This window comes from Leuconostoc aquikimchii (genome assembly GCF_040838325.1).
Taxonomy (GTDB): domain Bacteria; phylum Bacillota; class Bacilli; order Lactobacillales; family Lactobacillaceae; genus Leuconostoc; species Leuconostoc aquikimchii.
In genome coordinates this window covers 1892560-1912897 of the sequence record NZ_JBFPER010000001.1, presented here as the reverse complement: position 1 = coordinate 1912897, position 20338 = coordinate 1892560, and the positions used below count along the sequence as shown (strand labels likewise).

The following is a 20338-nucleotide window of genomic DNA, read 5'->3' as shown; positions in this document are numbered from 1 at the left end:
ATAATGATAAAAATAAAAGACGCGACGAAAAACATTGGCAAAAAAACAGTATTAGATCATGTCAATCTAAGTTTAGAAGATGGAAAAATATTCGGACTGCGTGGACGTAATGGCGCAGGTAAAACCATGTTGTTACGAGCTATTGCAGGTTTGATCAGGCTTGATTCAGGTGAAATAGTGATTGATGGTCAAGAAATCCATAAAGATATTGATTTTCCAAAAGAGCTCGGCTTATTAATTGAAAATAATAATGTGCTGCCAAATTTTACACTGAAAAAGAACTTACAAATATTAGCAAAAATAAAAAAAGTAGCTAATGACGATATGATTGATGATGCAATTAAAAGAGTAGGTCTTGATCCAAATGATAAGCGAAAAGTTCGACAATATTCATTAGGTATGAAACAACGTGCAGCAATTGCTCAGGCTATTTTTGAAAAGCCTGCATTAATTCTATTAGATGAGCCGACCAATGCGGTTGATTATGATGGTGTACAAGAAATGCGTGTGTTGTTTGAGGCAGAAAAGCAACGCGGGGCAAGTATCATTTTAGCTAGCCATAATCCAGAAGATTTAAGCATACTTGCTGATGAAATTATTAGTATGTCCGATGGGAGATTGATCAATGAGAAGCAGTAAAAAATCTACAATGATAGTTTTTATTATCATAATTGGTGTTTTATTTGTGGCAATTTTATTCAATTATTTACATACACAAATGAGCAAAAATGCTGCTAAAAATTATGTTCCGATTATAAAGAAACATAGCCAAAAAACAGGAGATTCGAGTACACAATCAAATAACCCGGCACAGACGTTTACGTTAAAAGGTCCGATTACCGAAGGTAAAAGTGTGAGTGAATTGGGATTTAAGCCTGGATTTTATGATGTTCATCTTACTGGAGGTCAAACGCAGTATCTATCTACAACTGGTCTGACGACAAAAAGGGATGAGTATGGGCATATTGTGAGTGCTACAGACCCAGTTTATTTAGAGCAAAATCGTCAAGCCGTATTTACACCAGCAAAATTCTCACCTTTGAAAAAGCAAGGGGAAAGCTATGTTATTACTAATCCTGGTAACTATCTCCCAGAAATTCAGCTGCCCGTTGGAGAGTATGAAGTAACCTATCAAGGTAACTTAGTGAGTCAAGAAGTGAGTGCAACGGCGAAGGCTGGATCCATGTTATCGATTTCTACCACGACCTACCAGGGAACGGTTATACCGAAAAGCACTGAAAAAGATAATTTTAATGTCACTATGTACGAGGCACAGGGGAAAGATTCTGGACACAAATCAGGTATGCTTGCTGTTCAAAAAAATCGCCTAGTTAGTGTGGTAATGATGAATGTATCTGATGAAAATGTTTCAATTGTATTAACACCTGTTAATAAGTAACATGATGCAGTAAGCTTTAGTTTTAGTTGTTTTTTGAAATAGTCAAACTTTCAGTGGTTTCAATATTTTGAGCTATTCGAAATATAAAAAAATAGGTTTAGGATAGATTCTAATAGACAACTAAACATTTAAAAAAGCTGCAGATCCTTAATGGTTATTTTCGAAAATAACCATTAAAGAATCTGCAGCTTTTATTTTAAAATATCTTGAATCACGTTAGCCAGTGAAATTTTTTTCATTTGTTCATAAGCAGCTGTCTCAATGTCACCGTAAAATTGATTTAAGGTGTCTTGAATATGCCCACCAACTAAGCAGTTCGGGTTTGTTTTGGGGTCAATATTCAGTAGGTTATGTGTCATATTAATAGCGCAATAAACATCATAAATACTAATATCATCTGGTGATTTTGCTAGTTCTGGTGCTGCGATGCCTTGATGGGTTGTGAGTAGATTGGCCGACCGGAGATCAAGCATTAAATTGCGCACAACGCTGGCATTTGAACCAATGCTTGCTGCAATAGATTTACTGGATAAATCATGTTGCTTCAATATCTCAATGTAAGCTAAAATGTGTATGGCATCGCTTAATTTATATGAAAGGCGCATATTTCCATCCTATCAGTTAGTCATTCAAGCATTATAGCACAGTTTTGCGACACAAAGAAAGCATCCAATTAGTGATACCTTCTGATAATTTTAGCTGCGAGCCAGAATCTCTTGAAGTGCCGCTGGTAATGGTGTTAAGTCGCGTCCCAAAATATCAGGTAAGTCTGTTGAAATCACATACAATGAACCTTCATCAGTCGGCGATTGGAATGAGGCAAACATTGCTGCCAAATCATGTGGTAAACCACCTTTTTCCAATGTTGCAATATGTTCTGTCAGTGTTTCTTTTGTTACTGTAATTTTTTCTTCTGTTGCTTGGGCTAAGGCCAAACCAAGTGCTTCATAATCATTGACAGAGCCAGAAAATTCATAAATGGCTTTTGGTGCATCACTGACAAGTACTTTGACAGCAGCTTCGGCATATTCACGTTCCAAAGCCCATCCAGCACGACCGGTTGCCCAATAAGATGTAGCATGTTGACTGGCGCCAGCAGTGATAAAGCCCATCTCATTTTCAAGGTACCAATTATTTCTCAATAATGAGTTTGAAAGACCGGACGCAGCTAATGCGTGCTCAGTTGCGAGATGATCACTAGCTAACGCGCTAATTGATTGATCTGCCTTAGCAAAACTTGTATAAGCCACAAATGAGACGTTGTTAGCCACTAAAGCGTCGATAACATTTTGATGCTGTGTTTCACGTGGAACTGGACCACCTGGTTGAGATGAAATAAACAAAACACGATCGACACCAGCTAGGGCACGTGTCATTGAATCTGTATCGTCATAATCTGCCTCGCGGATATCGGCACCAGCAAATAGTGCGCGCGCCTTTTCTAGGTTTCTAGCAATAACAACAATGTCCTTGACGTCAACTAATTCTTGTAGATAGTGGTAAGCTAATTGGCCAAAGTGACCTGTTGCAGCGGTGATTGCATATTTCATGGTGTTTTTTCCTTTTCTGTTGATGTTATTGTTTGATATACAATTATTATAGCACAACTTGTTGTTTATAAAACAACAAGTTGTAGAAATGATTAAATGGGCGACATGTAAAATGGCGAATGACTTGTTTTCATATTGACTTTCATCCCAATTCATCTATAGTTGACTTTGGATCAAATAATAATTATAGCGTGTACCAAAGCTGAACTACCAAATAGGGGAGATCAGTTTTTGTTTTTTGAAATAGAGGAGCTCATTTTATGAAAGAAAATACGTCGTTAAAAACAATTTTAAATATTGTATCAGTATCTCTCGTGGCGTTCTCAGGAATCATGGCAGAAACAGCAATGAATGTCACTTTTCCAGCCCTGTCAAAAGAATTCCATACTAACTTGAATGCCATTCAGTGGGTGACCACTGCTTACTTACTCGCGGTTACGATAATGATAACAACCAGTTCTTATCTTATTAAACGTTATAGTAGCCGTAATCTTTGGCTTGTCAGTATCGTTTTTTTCGTAATTGGGACATTAATTTGTGGATTTTCACCAAATATGACACTATTGATTTTAGGGCGCGTATTGGAAGGCATTTCTGCTGGCATTGCAATGCCATTAGTCTTTAATATTGTTGTGGCAACTGTGCCAGCCGCTAAAATTGGGGTTTGGATGGGAATAGCCTCTATGATAATTAGCTTGGCGCCCTCTTTTGGACCAACGTATGGTGGTGCCTTGGCTGATACGTTTGGTTGGCGATCAATCTTTTTTATTTTGTTAATTGCGCCAACAATTTCTCTGATTTTAGGTTGGAAAACAGTTCGTGCAGTAAAGCGGCATGAAATAAAAGGCTCATTTGATGGCCTAGCTTTTGTATCATTAGCAATATTTTTAACAAGTGCCTTACTATTAGTCAATAAATTAGAGAGCGGGAAGGTTGATTGGACATGGCTTATTGTAGCAATCATCACACTAATTACATTTATTATTCGCGGAATGACTTCCAAGGCTAATTTTCTAAACTTAAAGCTATTTGTAAAACCAAAATTTATAGCATTATTGATACCTATCGCGCTGTATATGTTCATTTTACTTGGTTTAAATCTCATTATTCCAACCTATTTGCAGTACTTTTTACACGCTTCAAGTTTTTGGGCAGGATTTTCTTTGCTTCCAGGTGCACTTATTGGTGCACTCTTAGCACCAATATTTGGCCGGCTATATGATTTAAAGGGCGCTAAAATACCATTATACTTAGGAAATACTATTTTTACAGTAGTCATCGTTATCATGACTTTATGGGTTCCAAAATTATCACTACCTTTAATTATTACCCTTTATATTCTTTTTATTATTGGCCGCAACATGGCATATACAAGCGCACAAACTGCTGTCATTGTAGATGAAGACTCACTTGAGAAGGCTGATGCAATGGCTATTGTACAAACCTTACAAATGTTTATGGGTGCACTTGGAACCACTGTCGGTGCACTGTTCCAAGCAAAGTATGGTGCTGTCAATGGACTACAACATTTTGCTTGGCTAGCAGTGGTCTTGTCAATACTTATTTTTGGATTGTTTGCCATCTACTTTTCCAAAAGGTTTCAAGTGAAGCGTGCTTAAAAGGGAGCTGTTGCAGAAGTTGTTTAACGATTAAGATCGTTAAATACATGTGCCTCGTCTGGCAGGACGGGGCTTTTCATTTCACAAAAAAAGTTCATCGCTGGCAGGCGACGAACTCCTAGACCTATATATTCTATAATCAAATTATATCATTGTACGAGATAAAAAAAATAATTTGCGCTGTTTTTAAGGGATAAAGGGCTGAATACTCAGGTATTTTATTTTCAGTGGTCTTCTTTTGAATTTTTAATCATAGTAATTATTTTTGAAGTGGTTAACCAATTTAGTGAGATTAACACATACTGCGCCATATATTGGGCGATATCGTTATATCCCTTTTATATATGTTTCAAAGCGTATTATAAATTTCAATAGTGGTACCATTTTATAAAGGATTTTGATTGCAAAACAAAACACTGTCTACAATTCAAAAGTGACAGTTTTTTTAGTGTTTTCCATTGTTAATCAATACTTCATTTATTTGAGTATTTAATTTGATAGTTTCATAAATCACTGCTTCAGCATATTCCTCTTTAGTTGAATTAATCGTGACAGATTCAGGATATAAAATGCCACGAGATGAGTTAATCACGGCACCATGACCTTTTTTATCAAATACACGATGAATTTCTTTAATATCACCGCCTTGAGCACCAATTCCTGGAACTAAGAATAATGACTTTTTCAAAGATATTCGCAATTGTGACATTTCTTCCGGATGAGTAGCTCCCACAACAGCGCCAATGTTTGAATATTGTCCGTTTACATTTTCAGTTTCCTCGACTATCCAATCACGCACTACATCACGCACTAAAGTTCCGCGCAAACTAACAACGTCTTGGATATCCTGTGATCCGGGATTACTGGTCTTTACCAGAAGAAATATGCCCTTTCCAGTTTGACGACTCTGTTTAAAGAAGGGGATAACTGAATCTTTTCCCAAATAAGGATTCACAGTTACCGCTGATACACTGCCATATCGATCACTTAAAAATGCTTCAGCATATGCTGTGGCTGTAGAATCAATATCTCCGCGTTTAGCATCAGCAATAACCAACAAGCCTTTGCTCTTAGCATATTCAACGGTTTCCTCGTATACGCGATAACCACGCCATCCCAATTTTTCATAATATGCAAGTTGTGGTTTAACGACAGGAACCAAGTCTGCAACTAAATCGATAATAAATTTATTAAAGTTTAAAACTATATCAGCTGATAAATCAATTCCTGCTGTTTCGTATTGTTCTGAAATAAATCGTGGAATTCGCTCTAAATTAGGATCCAAACCCACCGAAACCTTTGAACTCTTTTCGATGGATAATTGTTCATACAACTGTGCAAAATTATAATCCATTGTTTAGCAATTCCTTTACTTTATTTATAATAATTTTATGAATATCGTTTTCTGATAATTGCGCGTCTAAAATTAACGAATTTTCTGGGAGAACTTCTAGAAAAGTTTCTCGAACATTTTTAAATATTTTTGAATTACGCTCTTCAAATTTTAATGATCCATCTCGATTAGCAACGCGTTCTAACGTTACTCTAGGGGCTAAATCTAAAAATACAGTTAGATCTGGTTCCGGTACATCTGGGTTAATCGACCGTATAAAATCAATATCTACGCCACGTGCTTTAAAAAATGCAAAGCTACTGTATAAATAGCGATCTGTTAAAACATGTCCTTTTTCTAAACCTGGTAAAACAACTTCGAAAATGTGATTTTGACGATCAGCGGCAGCCAATAATGCTATAGCCTTCATGTTTGAAACGATACCGTTATCTAAATAATTACGTACGCGATCGTTATTTCTATAGTCGTCACTGGGTTGGCGTGTAGTTAATACCACTTGCTGGTTAGATGACAGCCAGTGTGCTAGTAACCGTAATTGTGTCGTTTTACCCGAACCATCCAAACCGCAAAAGGCAATTAGTAAATTTTTCATATCGTGAGCCCCCCGTTAATGTGAATGTTTTGTGCACTTAAATATTCTGATTCTTTGGTTAATAGAAATAGCAGAAAATTAGAAATGTCCGTAGCATATCCAATACGTTTACTTAAAGTTTCTTTAACATGTTCTTGAATTTGAAAATCTGATTGCGCATGTCTAGACATTTGAGTATCAATGATACCAGGAGAAACGATATTAACACGAATTCCACGTGATGATAAACTTCGACTCAGAGATTTCCCTAACCCATTAATGGCAGACTTTGAGGCCGCGTATGCGGGATCTCGGCTTCCTGTAGTAGCTCCAGTAGACGAGACTAAAATAACATTATTCAATGCACTGCTAGTGTCACTTAAAATACGTTGAAGGATTTCCATAATAGAAATAACGTTAATAGCAAATACTGCCTCAATAGTAGCCGGACGATACCATTCTAAGCTTTTATTTAAGTAAATACCCGATAAATGAATAACCGAATCTATGCTACCCAAGTCGGGAATATCGTTTAACATATGCTCTAATTGTTCTAATTTAGATAAATCAACAGTTTTATGTACATAAAGAGGATTATCTATTTTAGAAGGGACCTTATCTAGGCCAATAACCTTAATATTCTCTTTTAGCAAAGATGAAATAAATGGAAGGGCAATATCACCGCTACTTCCTGTTACCAAAACACATCTAGATTCAATATTTATTTTCATAATTTAGTATCGTTCCTTTAATAGGGCATGATTTATATCATTGCTTTTAACTTTTAAATAATCAATGACACCTTATGATTCCAAATTGTAGATGAGTGGCGTTTGGTGTTTAATAATAATTCCATGTGCTGTTAAATAGTTTTTTTTACTATAATTATTTCCAATTAATTCAACGTTTGTAACTCCAAAATATTTAAGAATTTCAACGGCAGTGGAAAAATCGCGAACATCTTCTTCATTTTTTCCAACGTTTTTATATTTTGCGTTAACTTCCCCATTTGATTTAAATGTTGATAATTTGGCACTCAATCCATGTCCTTTGCCTTCATGATTAGCGTGGTATGTAATTATTCCAAAGCCTTGTTTTTTTACTAACTTAATCGCTTCATCTAATTGCCATTTACAATCACAACGTAAATCTCCAAATAATTCACTAGTGATACAAGCTGAATTTAAACGATACGGAACGGTAGTATTATCTAAAAATGAATTGGCATTTAAAACATAAGCTTGAACATATTCAGTTCCTTTATTAAATTTAAAATTATATAGTTCAGCACCTTCTTCAACTGGAAATAGAGAGCCTTTAGTGACTTCATTAATCATAATTTTCTCCCTGTTAAAGTGTTGAAAAATCGTGTTCGCTTACCGATTACTTCGACATTCCGCAGTGATAAGTTATTTGTCAATTGATGCAATTCTTTTGGAAATTCAATTTCGTTAGTTAATTCAATTTCAAGTTCAAAATCATACTGCTTCAGATAGACGTTATGATCTAAATGGATTTTGTATGCTTCGTTTTGAATTTCAAAACGTTCAGTATACATAAATCCTTGTAATGCCAATTGATTTCCAGAGATATTCGTGTGTTCGTACAATGTTGGCATGCCAGTTTGAATATATTTAACCGCATCCTTGTAATTTTTAAAAATTTCCTTTAATTGCAGTTTGCTAACTAGATTAGAGATTTTATCTGGGTTATTCTTTTTTATTTTCGTGTCTACAGAAATTTGGATTGGCGTCTCACGAACCCTAAGAGTAATATCTTGCAAACACAACGACAATTCTGGCGTCTCGAAATAAGTGTTTTTTTGTGACCATTTATTTTGCCAATCGAATTCATTCAGTAAATTATTATATTCATCTTGTAAGAGAATAAATTTATATTCGTTTTCAATCATTATTACCGCTCCTTTACAAATTGTGTTTTGCGGTTTAGCGTGTTCACAATTTCCGAGTCAATTTTGTCATAAAAAAAATTTTTAATTCCACCAAATACTATTCCTGTTGCATTTAAATTTTGAATGTACAAAAAATCAAATAAATCAGCTCGATTAGGAAACATTTGATGATCTAGGCTAGTTAAAATGTCGGTTGCAAAAATTAGTTCTTTGCCCGATTTGACTTGCTGAGTAATTCTTTCCACGGCGTTTAATAATCGATCAGTTGGAATAGTAAATGCTAAATCTCCTCGTGCTATGAAAGCACCTTCTGACACCTCTAAAATTTCTTGAGAATTATCAACAGAATCAGGGGTTTCAAATTTGGGTATTACGCGACAACTGTTGTTGTTTAGACTAGCTTTAAAATTAAGAATATCGGAAGCTTTTTCTACAAATGATAGGAGGTATGTTACGTCATAAAATGTATCACCCAACTTCCTGATAATCGAATCCCATTCACTAGTTTGTACAAATCCGATTAGAATAGACTTTCCTTTTTTAATTTTAAATGTGTTATTGGCAACTACCTCTATCTCGTTTTCAGATTTTTTTATTACCGTAAAACTTCCTTCACCATCACCATAGAAAAGGGTGTTTTGAACGTGTTGAAATTTATTAGCATTTAACGAAAGTTGATTGGAAAGTAGATTTGTTTGATTTTTTACGATAGTATATATCTTACTTTTTAAAACACAATTATTGTCAACATTAAAATCTGAAATTCGAGTTTTATTTTTCGGAAACGGTAAATCAAAATATATGGGGTAATGTTCTGGATATAATTTCGTGTAATCTGAGATTATGTCAACAACACTTAATAATTCTTGTGAATCATATTTTGATAGATTAATTCGTAAAGCATCGATATGCGCCATATGAGATGTATCGACAGCAACTTTAAATTGGTCAAAATTAGAAAAATAATTAATTGTTTGAATTGTTTGAATTATGAACCTCTGAAACTCAACTCTGACATTAAATTTTGGACGAAATCAAATCTCGTTTCTAAAATAGGGACAGAAAACGCGCTTAGAAAACTTTCTTCATAAGATGATTTATAATCGTTCCCCATTTCAGTACTAAAGAAAATTTTTGCAATCCACTTCTCTTTCAAATTAGCCTTATTTTGTATTGCATTAGCAGCACTCATGACCATCCATGAAGCGCGTTGAAGCTGTTCGTAAGCTAATAGTGCTTCCCCACCACGATGTAGTTTAATAGCATCATCATACATTGAGCGGCCATCTAATAAAAAACGTTTAGCAATCAAATTATTTAGCTTTACTGTTTGTAATTCATTCCAAAAATGAATATCCCAATCAGAATTCTCATTACGAATAACGTAGCCTGTGTTTAATCTCATGAATACTTTTAGTGTATTGAAATCACCAGTTACACCATCTGATTTTTTTAACATACGTAAAAAATCATTCAATCTTGCAATCGGCCAATATTCAATATCAAATTCCGATTTTTTTATTTTTTCGACTCTGACACCGATTCCCGAATTATAAGTACGTTGATATTGTAGCCCTTGATCTTTGGGGATCAAGACATAAACGTCTATGTCCGAACTAAATGTTCCTAATCCTTCCATTGCTGAAGAATAGAACACTGTTGTGAAAGGTACATCGTCTGGAATTCCTTGACGGATGGTAGATAGTACTTCGTTAAGGGTTGTATTTTTTGATTCTAGGTACTGGGCTATAATATCTGAATTTATCATATCATTACTCCTTTTATGATCAAAATAAATTATGTACGCGTAAAACGGCCAATTTTACGCTAGAGAAACTAACTAGTTCTTTTCGAACTGCGCAACAAAATAAACACTAATTCTTTTAAAAATAGCGTTTATTTTGAATTATTACGCAAGCAATGCAGCCAAAAGTCCGGCAAGTAAGGCTGAGTCGTGGACTTCAACCAATTCAGGGGCAACATACATTTTTTCCATGAGAATTGTTCTCCTTTTTAGATATTTTCAACGTCTAATCATGAACATTGAATTAAAAAGAGTATAGAATGTTAGTGAATAATAGTCTATAATGACTTATAATGTTTTTTTTCAGTCAGATTTTTGGCAAAAACCGAACTTTGAAATGAAATCAATTGTGTTTTCATTAAAAATATGACGAAGATGGGATAGGACTATTTCATGGATCTTTTATCACGCACCCTTCCAAAACAATGGGTTACCTTAGGTGTTTTTATCGTACTTATGATCATTTTAATTAGTGTGAACGGAAGTCAATTAGTACTAATGGGCATGTTTTCATATTTTTTATTGGTTGTGGGTATGACATTGATTCCAATAGTTAGAATGAAATGGGAATATCCAATTTTTTTTCATCGCCTTATTTTTATTATGCCTATGTACTTAGGATGGGTTATTTTTGGTAGACATCAAGCACCAATGCTAGAAATACCAGCGATGAAAATTTGGATATTTAGTATAATGGGTGTCGCAATTTTGTTATTTGCTGGTCGTAAAGAACTTGCTATTGCGTTTTCGTCATTAAATCTTGCGTTTTCAATTTCAAAAACAAAAGCAGCTCAGGATATAGTGATTGCTGTATTAACTGTTATTTCAGAAGAATTTTTATTCAGATTTTTTTTAGGAAATATGTTTCATTTTGAAAATTATTTGTGGACTATTTTAACTGTTAACGTACTATTTCTAGTTGCTCACTATTTAAATCGTTGGTCTACTAAATTTACAGCACGAGTATACTTATTACAGTTCATCTTGGGAGTAATTCTGTCGGCTCTGTACTTTGAATATCATTCGTTTGTGTTGATAGTGATCCTTCATTTTATTTTTAACGTATCTCAGTGGTTACCAATTTTAATCCGGTTAGCTAAAAACAACGTTGTAACGTTTTAAACAGATGGGAATGATGACGATAATGGAAAATTTTTTACTAAGTAGTTGGGCGACTCTTAAAAAGAACCAACGAACTTCAAAACGGGCATATCCTTTTTCGTTTATGCTTGGCCGTATCATTAATGCTGTCGGTGGGTTACTATTTCCTATAACTTTGTATTATTTGGTGTTTGATAAGCAAATGTCTGGAAGTTTTGTACAAGCGTATCCCGGAATCACGTATATTAGTTATATTACTTTAGGAAGTAGTGCACTGATATTTACCATTTCAACTATTATGAGTGTTTCCAGGAGCCTGATAATGGAAATGAGAGAGGGAACACTACATCATTTATTACTCTCACCAATGTCAAGAGCGGGATATTTCGTGGGTGTGTATCTAGAACAACTAATTCGATCAATAATAGAGCTGGGTACTGTATTAATCTTTGGTATACTCTTTGGCGCTAGAATTGGGTTAACGTCTATACTGCCATTAATAATATTTATTATCCTCTTCTCATTTACTGCGTTTTGTCTTGCTATTTTAATTTCTAATATAATGTTATTTTCTCGTGATACTTTTATTACTCAAAATACATTATTAATAGTGTTAACAATTTTTTCAGGTGCAGCTTTTCCTACAGTTTTTCTACCAAGTCTATTACGGATAATTGCAAACCTGCTACCGACTACGCAATTACTGAATGCTTTCAGAAATGTTGTTATTCTGAAACATTCCCTAGTTTCAGAGAGTTATAGTATTTTCTATTCAGTGTCTATATCAGTTGTTGTGTTAATTATTGGGCTATGTTGGTATAAAAAATTAGAACAAAAACTAGTTAATGAAACTCTTTAAGGAGAATTCCCATGTTAATTGCTAAAAATATTTCTAAAACTTTCGCTAAAACAAACAATGCTGTTTCAGATATTTCACTCTCTATGAAAGAAGGTAAAATTATTGGTCTTCTAGGGGTGAACGGTGCTGGTAAAACGACGACAATTAAAATGTTATCCGGCCTGCTTAATCCTGATACTGGTCATATTTTCATCGATGATATAGAATTAACCTCTCAAACCAAATATTTAAAAAATAAGTTGAACATTATTCCTGGCGGCGAACGAAATCTCTATTGGCGCTTGACAGGTCGTGAAAATTTAGAGTATTTTGGTAGTTTATATGGCCTTCGAGGGAAAAAATGTGATGATCAGATCAACGAAATATTAAGTACAGTTCAATTAATTAATGCAGCAGATATATTAGTTGAAAACTATTCCAAAGGTATGAAACAACGGCTTCAGATTGCGAGGGGATTAATTAATGACCCAACATACATATTTTTAGATGAACCGACACTAGGACTCGATATTTTAATTGCAAAAGAAGTTCGTCAGCATCTTAAACACCTTGCTGTTGACAAACAAAAAGGTATTCTATTAACATCTCACTACATTCGAGAAGTAGAGGAGCTGTGTGATTATATCTATGTTTTAGATGCCGGAAACATTATTTTTGAGGGAACCCCAACCCAATTGAATCAACAACTAACAATTGATAGCGATGTTGTGTCATTAACAGTTGATGACACAACAAAAATAGTGGGATTCTTTAAACAATATGTTGTATCAGAAAATGAACTAACTATTTCTGTCGAATCATTACAAGCAACGCTAGCTCATTTATCATCTGAAAATATTTCAGTTTTAGATATTAAAATTACTAGACATACGTTAGAAGACTCCTTAGTGACATTGTTTAAGGAGACAGCAAAATAATGATTATTACTCCCTTCTTAGGTGAACTTAAAAAGCAATTACGTAATCATCAACGAAATAAGATAGAATTAATATCTACCTTGTTGTGGCCTATATTGATATTAAGTATTATGTACGGTACCTATAAGTCATTTAACGTAAATGTTTTATCAAACATTGGAATTCAATCACAAGCGGACTTATTACTGTTTCTCGTCACTGGGGCATTGACATATAACTTTTTCTGGTTGTCGGTACAAACGGCATTCCTAATGGTTAGTGAGCGTGCGTCTGGAACACTGGAAATTCAGTTTTTGAGTCCCGCTAACAGGTACGCATTAATGTTGGGGCGCGCGTTAGGAACATTAATCCCAGAGGTTTGGATGTTTACAATCTTCTCCTTATTTATGATTACTGTATCGAGTAGATTTAATGGACCCGAATTTGGTCATTTGATTATTTGTTTTATAATACTTATTTTTTCGTCAACGATTTGGGGCGCATTTATCAACTCGTTATTTCTTATATCTCGGGATGCAACATTCTACTTTACACTGTTCGATGAGCCTATGCGGTTTTTATCGGGATCACAAATTCCCATTCAAAGATTTCCTATAGTATTTCAAGTAGTAGGGGCTATTTTCCCCGCAACACATGTTCTCATACTGATTAGGCAGTTTTTACTAACTGGAGATATTAGTGGAATGCATGTACTTTTCTTTCTTATTAGTTTAATCGGAACAGTTTTGGGAACATTTTTGTTGATACGAATTGCCGAGCGAAAACAACAGAAAACAGGATCATTTAATAATTATTAAGAATTGGGGTAAATAAATATGCTGAAAAAGAGTCGAGATTTTATGGTTGCAAATTTAAAAGATGAGTATTATTTGAGTGACGGAACACGTTTATTTAAAATTAACGAAGTTGGCGCACGTATTTTTTCATTATTGAATGGTAAAATGGAATCTGAAAAAATTGTTGGTCGACTATCTAAAGTATTTCCTGATGTGGAACCCGAAAAGTTAATGTCAGATTATACGTCCTTTGTTGAATTACTTTTGACTAATGAAATCGTTAAGGATGTGTAAAACTGTTCAAGAGTAGCTGGAAACATTTGTATAATAACAGATATTTCTCTGGGAGTTTAAAAATAGAGTATAAAATATTTTGTTAGTTGAAAATGCTGTAGAGCAAATGAACTTAGCGACAGATGATGACAAACAGGATGCTTTTAATTGGGTACTTGCTACATTACAAAGTCGAGTGGCTGCTAAAATACATTCAAGACAATATTCATATTTTATAAAAAGTTCTACAGGTGCGTTAGTTAAAGTTGCCAATCTTGATGTATATTTAGCTAGATTAATAGACAACCACGATAAAATTAAAGGGAATAGGTGGATTGAGTTAACGTGATTGATTTATTGGGAATGATTGTCATATTTGCTGATGAGCTGTTTGATGTGGACGATAAAAAACCTTTTGGTTTTAAATTTTGGTTATCTGTGATTGTGTGGCTCGCTTCTTTGGGCTTTTTAATGACAGCCATTATTTTTGCGCTTGCATTATTACCCATGCTAACATCAGACATATGGTGGGTCATTGCAATCGTAGATAGTCTACTGATCATGTTTTCTTTTTACACTGGCAAAAGAGTGATCTTATGGGCTCATGCCATCATCAACAATATCAAGGCACATACTTAAAACAATAAAACCCGATAACTTAGACGCCGTAGACGTCTAAGTTATCGGGTTTTATGTCATGTCAATGGCACACGCCTATCTGAAAATAAAGCAATAGGCGAACAAATAACTAATATCATGGCACAAATGAGATAGGTCTTACTAAACGCCTGACTCATTTGTGTATTTTTGTGTGCTTTAATTTGATGTAATGCGTCTTGCAATTCATCTTTCTGTGCTAAAAGTTGAACTGCGGTTGATGTTTTGTTCTGACCCTGTTCAAGCACGGTGCTACCGCTTATTAGCGAGTTAATCACTGTCGTTACTTGTGCATTTGAAGCTGTCAAATGACTCGTTTTTTGAAGGGCTTCGGTTAATTGATTCGTGCCCACGCTCAGTTTCTGCGAGGCGTCATAGAGTGTTCTATAATCTGTATTTGCTGCGGGAATAGGTAGATGACTTTGATCTGAAGCAGCCGCTTTAAGTTTATGCGTGAGTTGTTTTTGTTTCGCGGCATAGTCCGTATTTTTACTGTCATCTTTTGAAAAGAGTGTCTTAATTTCGGTGGTCGCAACATGACGCGTGTGGGCAGAAATGTTTTTGCTGTTAACAGTTGCAATAGCGGTGTCGCGAATATCATTTTTAGCAGTCGCAACATTGGCATTGAGGATTGTTACCAATACGGCAATCCCTAAGCACATGCCGATTTGGCGTGCAGAATTGGCAATGCCAGATCCAGTACCGGTTTTAGCTTGCGGCAGGTGTTTAACTGAGGATACATAAGACACAGTAGAAAACCCAAAGCCAGCACCGCTAATAATTAAAAATACGATCATCACTGTGCGAGAAGTATCTGTGGTTATCAATGATAGCGTCAGAAAACTCGCTGATATGAGTAATATACCAATAAAATTAACCGGATTGGCACCAATTTTGTCGGCTAATTTTGTACCTAATGGCATCGCGACAACGATTGCTAGAGAAACTGGAATAATTGTTAATGCGGAATGTAAGGCCGTATAATTTAAAACGTTTTGCAAATAATAATTGAAAATAACACTTGGGACAACTAAAGCAAAACCAGTGATTAAATAAACAATGCTTGAGGCTGTGAATGTTTTTTCACGGAAAAGATTGAATTCAACAATGGGAGATGACACCTTGAGCTCCACAAAGATAAATAGCAATAATCCGATGATCCCAGCACCAAAACTTGACAAGATTAAGGTTGAGGTCCAACCATATTCTCTGCCCTCTAGTAGACCAAATGTCAAACCACCTAAGGTCAGCGTTAACATGAGCATACCCAGTATGTCGAATTTTCCGACCAAGGTGTCGTCATAAGATTCTCTTGTAAAGATGAGTACAAGTAGGAAGGCAATCACACCAATTGGGACATTTAAGCCAAAAATCCAATGCCACGAGGTATATTCTAAAATAATACCACCGGCAGCAGGACCACTAGCCGCAGCCAGGGCCGTAAATGCACCGACAATGCCAGCGATCTTAGATATGTTCTGTTTTCCCAAAAGATCAATACCGATTGGTAAGACCAGTGGGGTGATAATTGCACCACCAATACCTTGTAAAAATCTAAATACGAGTAGCATGGATAACGAATTAGCGTACATACAAGCTGCAGAAAATAGGGTAAAAAAAGCCAATCCCAATAGCATGACCTTTTTGCGACCAAATTTGTCAGCGAGTTTAGTTGCCGAAATCATAAATACAGCCAGCGCCAAGGCATAAATCGTTGCCACCCAACTTGCACCAGATAAATTGGTATTAAATTCTGTCATCAGTTTAGGTAACGCAATGTTAACAATCGTACTATCTAGTGTCCCCATAAACATCGCAATGATAAGGCCTGCAAAACCAAACAACTTTCCTGTTCTACTCATTAAAAAGACCCGCCTTTTTGAATAACATTGTTAATTTCCTCCTTTTTAGGCTACTTAAAATGCAGTCGTAATTTTTGTCACTTGTGTGACATCAATGTATAGTGTACGCTAAAGATGGTGAAAGAAACGTGATGTGAATACTATTTTAACTAGTGGCGCATTTTTTAAAATATGTGCATGATGAAATTATTACCCATAAGGAAAAGGACATGAAAAACAGAATAGCGGTACAAACTAAAGGCAGAATTAGGGATGCTTTGCTGACATTATTAAAAGAAGAACAGAACCTGGGGATGATAACAATAGCAGCATTGAGTGACGAAGCGGGCATTTCTCGTAGGACTTTTTATCGCTATTATGCGTCTAAAGAAGAAATCTTAACAAACTATATAGCCAGTTTGATTAATGAATACATTGTAGAATTAAAACAAAGTCGTCTGGAAAAATTTGAAGATTTAGTTGTTTTTTTCTTCAACTTTTGGACGCAGTATGCGGACGAATTATCAATTCTCCAAAAGGCAGGCTTATTTTCACTGATTTTAGAAACCAGTAATAAAATGATACCCATTTTATATCCGAGTGTTGCGGCACCATGGCAGATTGCATCAAAAAATCAGCGTGATATTGTGTATGCCACGAGATATGGTAACGGTGGTTTTTGGAATGTATTGAGTCAATGGCTGGCAGTTGATAGAGAAAATATTAGTGTGTCAGAATTATCAAGTATGCTTTTGAATGCAATGGACTCAGCAAGAGGAAAATAAAAACCCATTTATACTCATTTTTTGAAAAAATTTCTTTAATAATGTGCGATAAAACTCCCATCAACTGTCCGGTAAATTAATTGAAACAATTGGACCGCAACAAACATGATATAATATTCTTTAACGAAAAAGCCACGAACAATGTGTGTTCGTGGCTTTTTTAAAAATATTTTAGAAAGTGGAATTGCGTGAGTCGTATCACGACTGACGCTCTGGTAAAATATAATGACCGAATTAACACCAGTCATTGAGATGCGACATATTATCAAAAAATTTGGTAGTTTTGCAGCCAATGATGACATTAACCTACAAGTCCAACAAGGTGAAATTCACGCGTTACTTGGTGAGAACGGTGCCGGAAAATCAACATTAATGAACATTTTAACTGGTTTGTTGCAACCAACATCAGGAGAAATCTTGATTAATGGCAAACAAGTGACGGTCGATTCGCCATCCAAGTCTGATGCACTTGGCATTGGTATGGTACATCAACATTTTATGCTGATTGATGCCTTTACAGTAACAGAAAATATTATGTTAGGGTCAGAAATTACCAAGGGTTTGACGCTGGATACCAAAACAGCAGCCAAAAAAATCAAACAATTATCTGAACAGTATGGTTTGCAAGTTGACCCCTATGCAAAAATTTCAGATATTTCAGTGGGCCAACAACAGCGTGTTGAAATCTTAAAAACACTATATCGTGGCGCTGATATCTTGATTTTTGATGAGCCGACTGCGGTGCTAACGCCACAAGAAATTGGTGAATTAATCACAATTTTCCACAATTTGGCCAAAGAAGGCAAATCAATCATTCTAATCACACATAAACTCGATGAAATTCGTGCTGCTGCGGACACTGTGACGGTGATTCGTGCTGGAAAATCTATTGAGACATTTCCAGTTGCCGGTGTATCTTCCCAAGAGTTAGCTGACCTCATGGTCGGTCGCGAAGTGCATTTCAAAACGTTCAAGGATACTGTTGAAGTTGGGAAAACAATCCTTAAAATTGACAAAATTGAAGTCCAAAATGCGCGTGGTGTTGCTGCCGTCAAAGATTTCTCACTAGAAGTTAAAGCGGGCGAAATTGTTGGGATTGCAGGAATTGACGGCAATGGTCAAACAGAATTAATCCAAGGCATTACTGGGTTAGCCAAGGTGCAATCCGGTGCTGTGCTGTTACAAGGTAAAGATATGACGAACAAAACACCACGTCAAATTACTGAGACTGGCATCGGACATATTCCAGAAGATCGGTTGCGTTTTGGCATGGAAGTCGACATGACTTTGTCAGAAAATTTGGCACTACAAACGTACTATAAATCACCTCTTTCAAAAGCTGGCGTACTACAGCCAGTTGAAATGGATAAATTAGCTCATAAGTTAGTCAAAGAATTCGATGTGCGTGCAGCTGGCATTCAAGTGACTGCGGGTTCAATGTCTGGTGGTAACCAACAAAAAGCGGTTATTGCGCGTGAATTAAATCGAGATAATGAACTTGTTATTGCCGCGCAACCAACACGTGGATTAGATGTTGGTGCTGTTGAATATATTCATCAACGCTTGATTGCGCAACGAAACGCAGGCAAGGCAGTATTGGTAGTGAGCTTTGAGTTAGATGAAATATTGAACTTATCAGATCGTATTGCTGTGATCAATGCCGGGCAAATTGTAGGCATTGTCAATGCAAAAGATACAAATAAGCAAGAATTAGGTTTGTTAATGACAGGGATGAGTTTAATAGAGGCACGCGCAGCACTTAAAGAAGGGGTAGATGCCTAATGACAGCACAAAAAAATTCGCTTTCAGTTGCACTATTTTCTGTTCTTTTTGGCCTCATTATCGGTGCTATCATTATGCTAGTGTTTGGCTATAATCCAATCGCCGGTTATATGGCATTGCTTGGTTCAGCTTTTGGATCGATGCAAGATATTGGTGGTGTTTTAACTCAAATGACACCGTTAATATTAACGGCGTTAGGGTTCACAGTTGCCCAAACAGCCGGCTTTTTTAACATTGGTTTATCTGGTCAAGCACTAGCTGGTTGGGTCGGGGCCGTTTGGTATAGTCTCAGTTTTCCAAATATGCCAATCTATCTGATGATTCCCAGTGCGTTGATTATAGGTGCAGGATTGGGTGCTTTAGCAGGTGCAATTCCAGGTTGGTTACGGGCGCAATTTGGTGCCAGTGAAGTGATTGTCACCATTATGATGAATTATATTTTATTATTTTTAGGTAATAATATTTTACAAAATACGATGTCTAAAGGCATTAAAGAATCTGCAGAAACAACGAAACAAGTTGGGGCAAATGCCTCTTTGCAAATGAAATGGTTAACTGATTTAACCCAAGGTTCTAGTATTTCAGCGGGTATCTTCATTTCATTAATTATGATTGTTGTCATTTGGTTTATTATGACAAAAACAACGCTTGGTTTTGAAATTCGTGCGGTTGGTTTAAACCCTGATGCAGCTAAATACGCAGGTATGTCAGCTAAACGTAATGCGGTTGTGGCTATGGCTATCTCTGGTGGTTTGGCTGGCTTGGCCGGCACAATCGAAGGTTTAGGTAACTATCTGAACTTCTTTACACAAAACGGGTCACCAGCAATTGGATTTGATGGCATGGCCGTTGCCTTATTGGGTGGTGGCTCATATCTTGGTGTTCTTGGCGCTGCGGCTATTTTATCCGTATTAAAAATTGGTGGTTTGGGTATGCCAATGTCTTCTGGTGTCCCATTTGAATTAGTTGATATTGTGACTGCTTCGATTATTTTCTTCGTGGGTGCCAGTTACTTGATTAAACTCATGCAGGCACGTATCAAAGCAATGGATGAGAAGGCCGCTCAAACAGCCGAAGCCAAAAAACTGGCAAATGTTGGGTCGGACAATGACAACAATCAGAAGGGCGGTGAATAAAT

Annotated in this window: 23 protein-coding genes; 13 read left to right on the top strand and 10 right to left on the bottom strand. The window is 35.9% G+C overall.

Annotated elements, in window-relative coordinates:
* The first annotated feature begins 3 nt into the window (after positions 1-3).
* On the top strand, positions 4-639 hold the full coding sequence (locus AB3K24_RS09560) for an ABC transporter ATP-binding protein (RefSeq protein ID WP_367975386.1): 636 nt from the start codon (positions 4-6) through the stop codon (positions 637-639).
* Entirely contained in the window at positions 626-1399 is a 774-nt protein-coding gene (locus AB3K24_RS09555) for a hypothetical protein (RefSeq protein ID WP_367975384.1), read from the top strand. Before AB3K24_RS09560 ends, AB3K24_RS09555 begins: the two co-directional genes overlap by 14 nt.
* A 191-nt stretch (positions 1400-1590) precedes the next feature.
* Here AB3K24_RS09555 and AB3K24_RS09550 read toward each other — a convergent pair whose 3' ends face one another.
* Positions 1591-2004: an RrF2 family transcriptional regulator gene (locus AB3K24_RS09550; RefSeq protein ID WP_367975382.1), complete on the bottom strand. Its 414-nt coding sequence runs from the start codon at positions 2002-2004 to the stop codon at positions 1591-1593.
* Between the two features lie 90 nt (positions 2005-2094).
* Positions 2095-2949, bottom strand: a complete 855-nt coding sequence (locus AB3K24_RS09545) for an NAD(P)H-binding protein (protein ID WP_367975380.1) — start codon at positions 2947-2949, stop codon at positions 2095-2097.
* Between the two features lie 260 nt (positions 2950-3209).
* Between AB3K24_RS09545 and AB3K24_RS09540 the strand changes: the two genes are divergently transcribed.
* The gene (locus AB3K24_RS09540) at positions 3210-4568 is read left to right on the top strand and encodes an MFS transporter (RefSeq protein ID WP_367975379.1); all 1359 of its coding nucleotides are present in this window, start codon (positions 3210-3212) and stop codon (positions 4566-4568) included.
* A 445-nt stretch (positions 4569-5013) separates the two neighbouring features.
* On the opposite strand, the gene pyrF is transcribed toward AB3K24_RS09540, so the two are convergent.
* From pyrF to AB3K24_RS09505, 7 genes are all read right to left on the bottom strand, one after another.
* Positions 5014-5922, bottom strand: coding sequence for an orotidine-5'-phosphate decarboxylase (gene pyrF, locus AB3K24_RS09535; RefSeq protein ID WP_367975377.1), 909 nt, complete (start codon positions 5920-5922; stop codon positions 5014-5016).
* Positions 5912-6514: a dTMP kinase gene (gene tmk, locus AB3K24_RS09530; protein ID WP_367975376.1), complete on the bottom strand. Its 603-nt coding sequence runs from the start codon at positions 6512-6514 to the stop codon at positions 5912-5914. Before tmk ends, pyrF begins: the two co-directional genes overlap by 11 nt.
* Positions 6511-7224, bottom strand: coding sequence for an SDR family NAD(P)-dependent oxidoreductase (locus AB3K24_RS09525; RefSeq protein WP_367975374.1), 714 nt, complete (start codon positions 7222-7224; stop codon positions 6511-6513). Before AB3K24_RS09525 ends, tmk begins: the two co-directional genes overlap by 4 nt.
* Positions 7225-7296: 72 nt before the next feature.
* On the bottom strand, positions 7297-7830 hold the full coding sequence (locus AB3K24_RS09520; protein ID WP_367975372.1) for a GTP cyclohydrolase II: 534 nt from the start codon (positions 7828-7830) through the stop codon (positions 7297-7299).
* Positions 7827-8405, bottom strand: coding sequence for a CYTH domain-containing protein (locus tag AB3K24_RS09515; protein WP_367975370.1), 579 nt, complete (start codon positions 8403-8405; stop codon positions 7827-7829). The genes AB3K24_RS09520 and AB3K24_RS09515 overlap by 4 nt, the downstream gene beginning before the upstream one ends.
* Before the next feature lie 2 nt (positions 8406-8407).
* Complete coding sequence (locus AB3K24_RS09510; protein WP_367975369.1) at positions 8408-9322, bottom strand: pyruvate kinase; 915 nt, start codon at positions 9320-9322, stop codon at positions 8408-8410.
* Positions 9323-9393: 71 nt separating this feature from the next.
* Entirely contained in the window at positions 9394-10173 is a 780-nt protein-coding gene (locus AB3K24_RS09505; protein WP_367975367.1) for a hypothetical protein, read from the bottom strand.
* A 429-nt stretch (positions 10174-10602) separates the two neighbouring features.
* Here AB3K24_RS09505 and AB3K24_RS09500 point away from each other — a divergent pair, with 429 nt between their 5' ends.
* From AB3K24_RS09500 to AB3K24_RS09470, 7 genes are all read left to right on the top strand, one after another.
* Positions 10603-11331, top strand: a complete 729-nt coding sequence (locus AB3K24_RS09500; protein ID WP_367975365.1) for a CPBP family intramembrane glutamic endopeptidase — start codon at positions 10603-10605, stop codon at positions 11329-11331.
* Positions 11332-11353: 22 nt separating this feature from the next.
* Entirely contained in the window at positions 11354-12169 is an 816-nt protein-coding gene (locus AB3K24_RS09495; protein ID WP_367975364.1) for an ABC transporter permease, read from the top strand.
* 11 nt (positions 12170-12180) lie between these two features.
* Positions 12181-13086: an ABC transporter ATP-binding protein gene (locus AB3K24_RS09490; RefSeq protein ID WP_367975362.1), complete on the top strand. Its 906-nt coding sequence runs from the start codon at positions 12181-12183 to the stop codon at positions 13084-13086.
* The gene (locus AB3K24_RS09485; protein WP_367975360.1) at positions 13086-13883 is read left to right on the top strand and encodes an ABC transporter permease; all 798 of its coding nucleotides are present in this window, start codon (positions 13086-13088) and stop codon (positions 13881-13883) included. Before AB3K24_RS09490 ends, AB3K24_RS09485 begins: the two co-directional genes overlap by 1 nt.
* An 18-nt stretch (positions 13884-13901) precedes the next feature.
* Entirely contained in the window at positions 13902-14156 is a 255-nt protein-coding gene (locus AB3K24_RS09480) for a PqqD family protein (RefSeq protein ID WP_367975358.1), read from the top strand.
* A 79-nt stretch (positions 14157-14235) separates the two neighbouring features.
* Positions 14236-14484, top strand: a complete 249-nt coding sequence (locus tag AB3K24_RS09475; protein ID WP_367975356.1) for a hypothetical protein — start codon at positions 14236-14238, stop codon at positions 14482-14484.
* Positions 14481-14774 carry a hypothetical protein gene (locus tag AB3K24_RS09470; RefSeq protein WP_367975354.1) on the top strand — a complete coding sequence of 98 codons (294 nt, stop codon included), beginning with the start codon at positions 14481-14483 and terminating at the stop codon, positions 14772-14774. Before AB3K24_RS09475 ends, AB3K24_RS09470 begins: the two co-directional genes overlap by 4 nt.
* A 56-nt stretch (positions 14775-14830) precedes the next feature.
* On the opposite strand, the gene AB3K24_RS09465 is transcribed toward AB3K24_RS09470, so the two are convergent.
* Entirely contained in the window at positions 14831-16654 is a 1824-nt protein-coding gene (locus AB3K24_RS09465) for an MFS transporter (RefSeq protein WP_367975352.1), read from the bottom strand.
* Between the two features lie 209 nt (positions 16655-16863).
* Here AB3K24_RS09465 and AB3K24_RS09460 point away from each other — a divergent pair, with 209 nt between their 5' ends.
* From AB3K24_RS09460 to AB3K24_RS09450, 3 genes are all read left to right on the top strand, one after another.
* Positions 16864-17418, top strand: coding sequence for a TetR/AcrR family transcriptional regulator (locus AB3K24_RS09460; RefSeq protein ID WP_367975350.1), 555 nt, complete (start codon positions 16864-16866; stop codon positions 17416-17418).
* 225 nt (positions 17419-17643) lie between these two features.
* A complete protein-coding gene (locus AB3K24_RS09455) occupies positions 17644-19200 on the top strand; it encodes an ABC transporter ATP-binding protein (protein ID WP_367975348.1) in 1557 nt (518 codons plus the stop codon).
* Positions 19200-20336 (top strand): ABC transporter permease, encoded by a 1137-nt coding sequence (locus AB3K24_RS09450; protein WP_367975347.1) that lies wholly within the window; start codon positions 19200-19202, stop codon positions 20334-20336. The genes AB3K24_RS09455 and AB3K24_RS09450 overlap by 1 nt, the downstream gene beginning before the upstream one ends.
* Positions 20337-20338 lie beyond the last annotated feature (2 nt).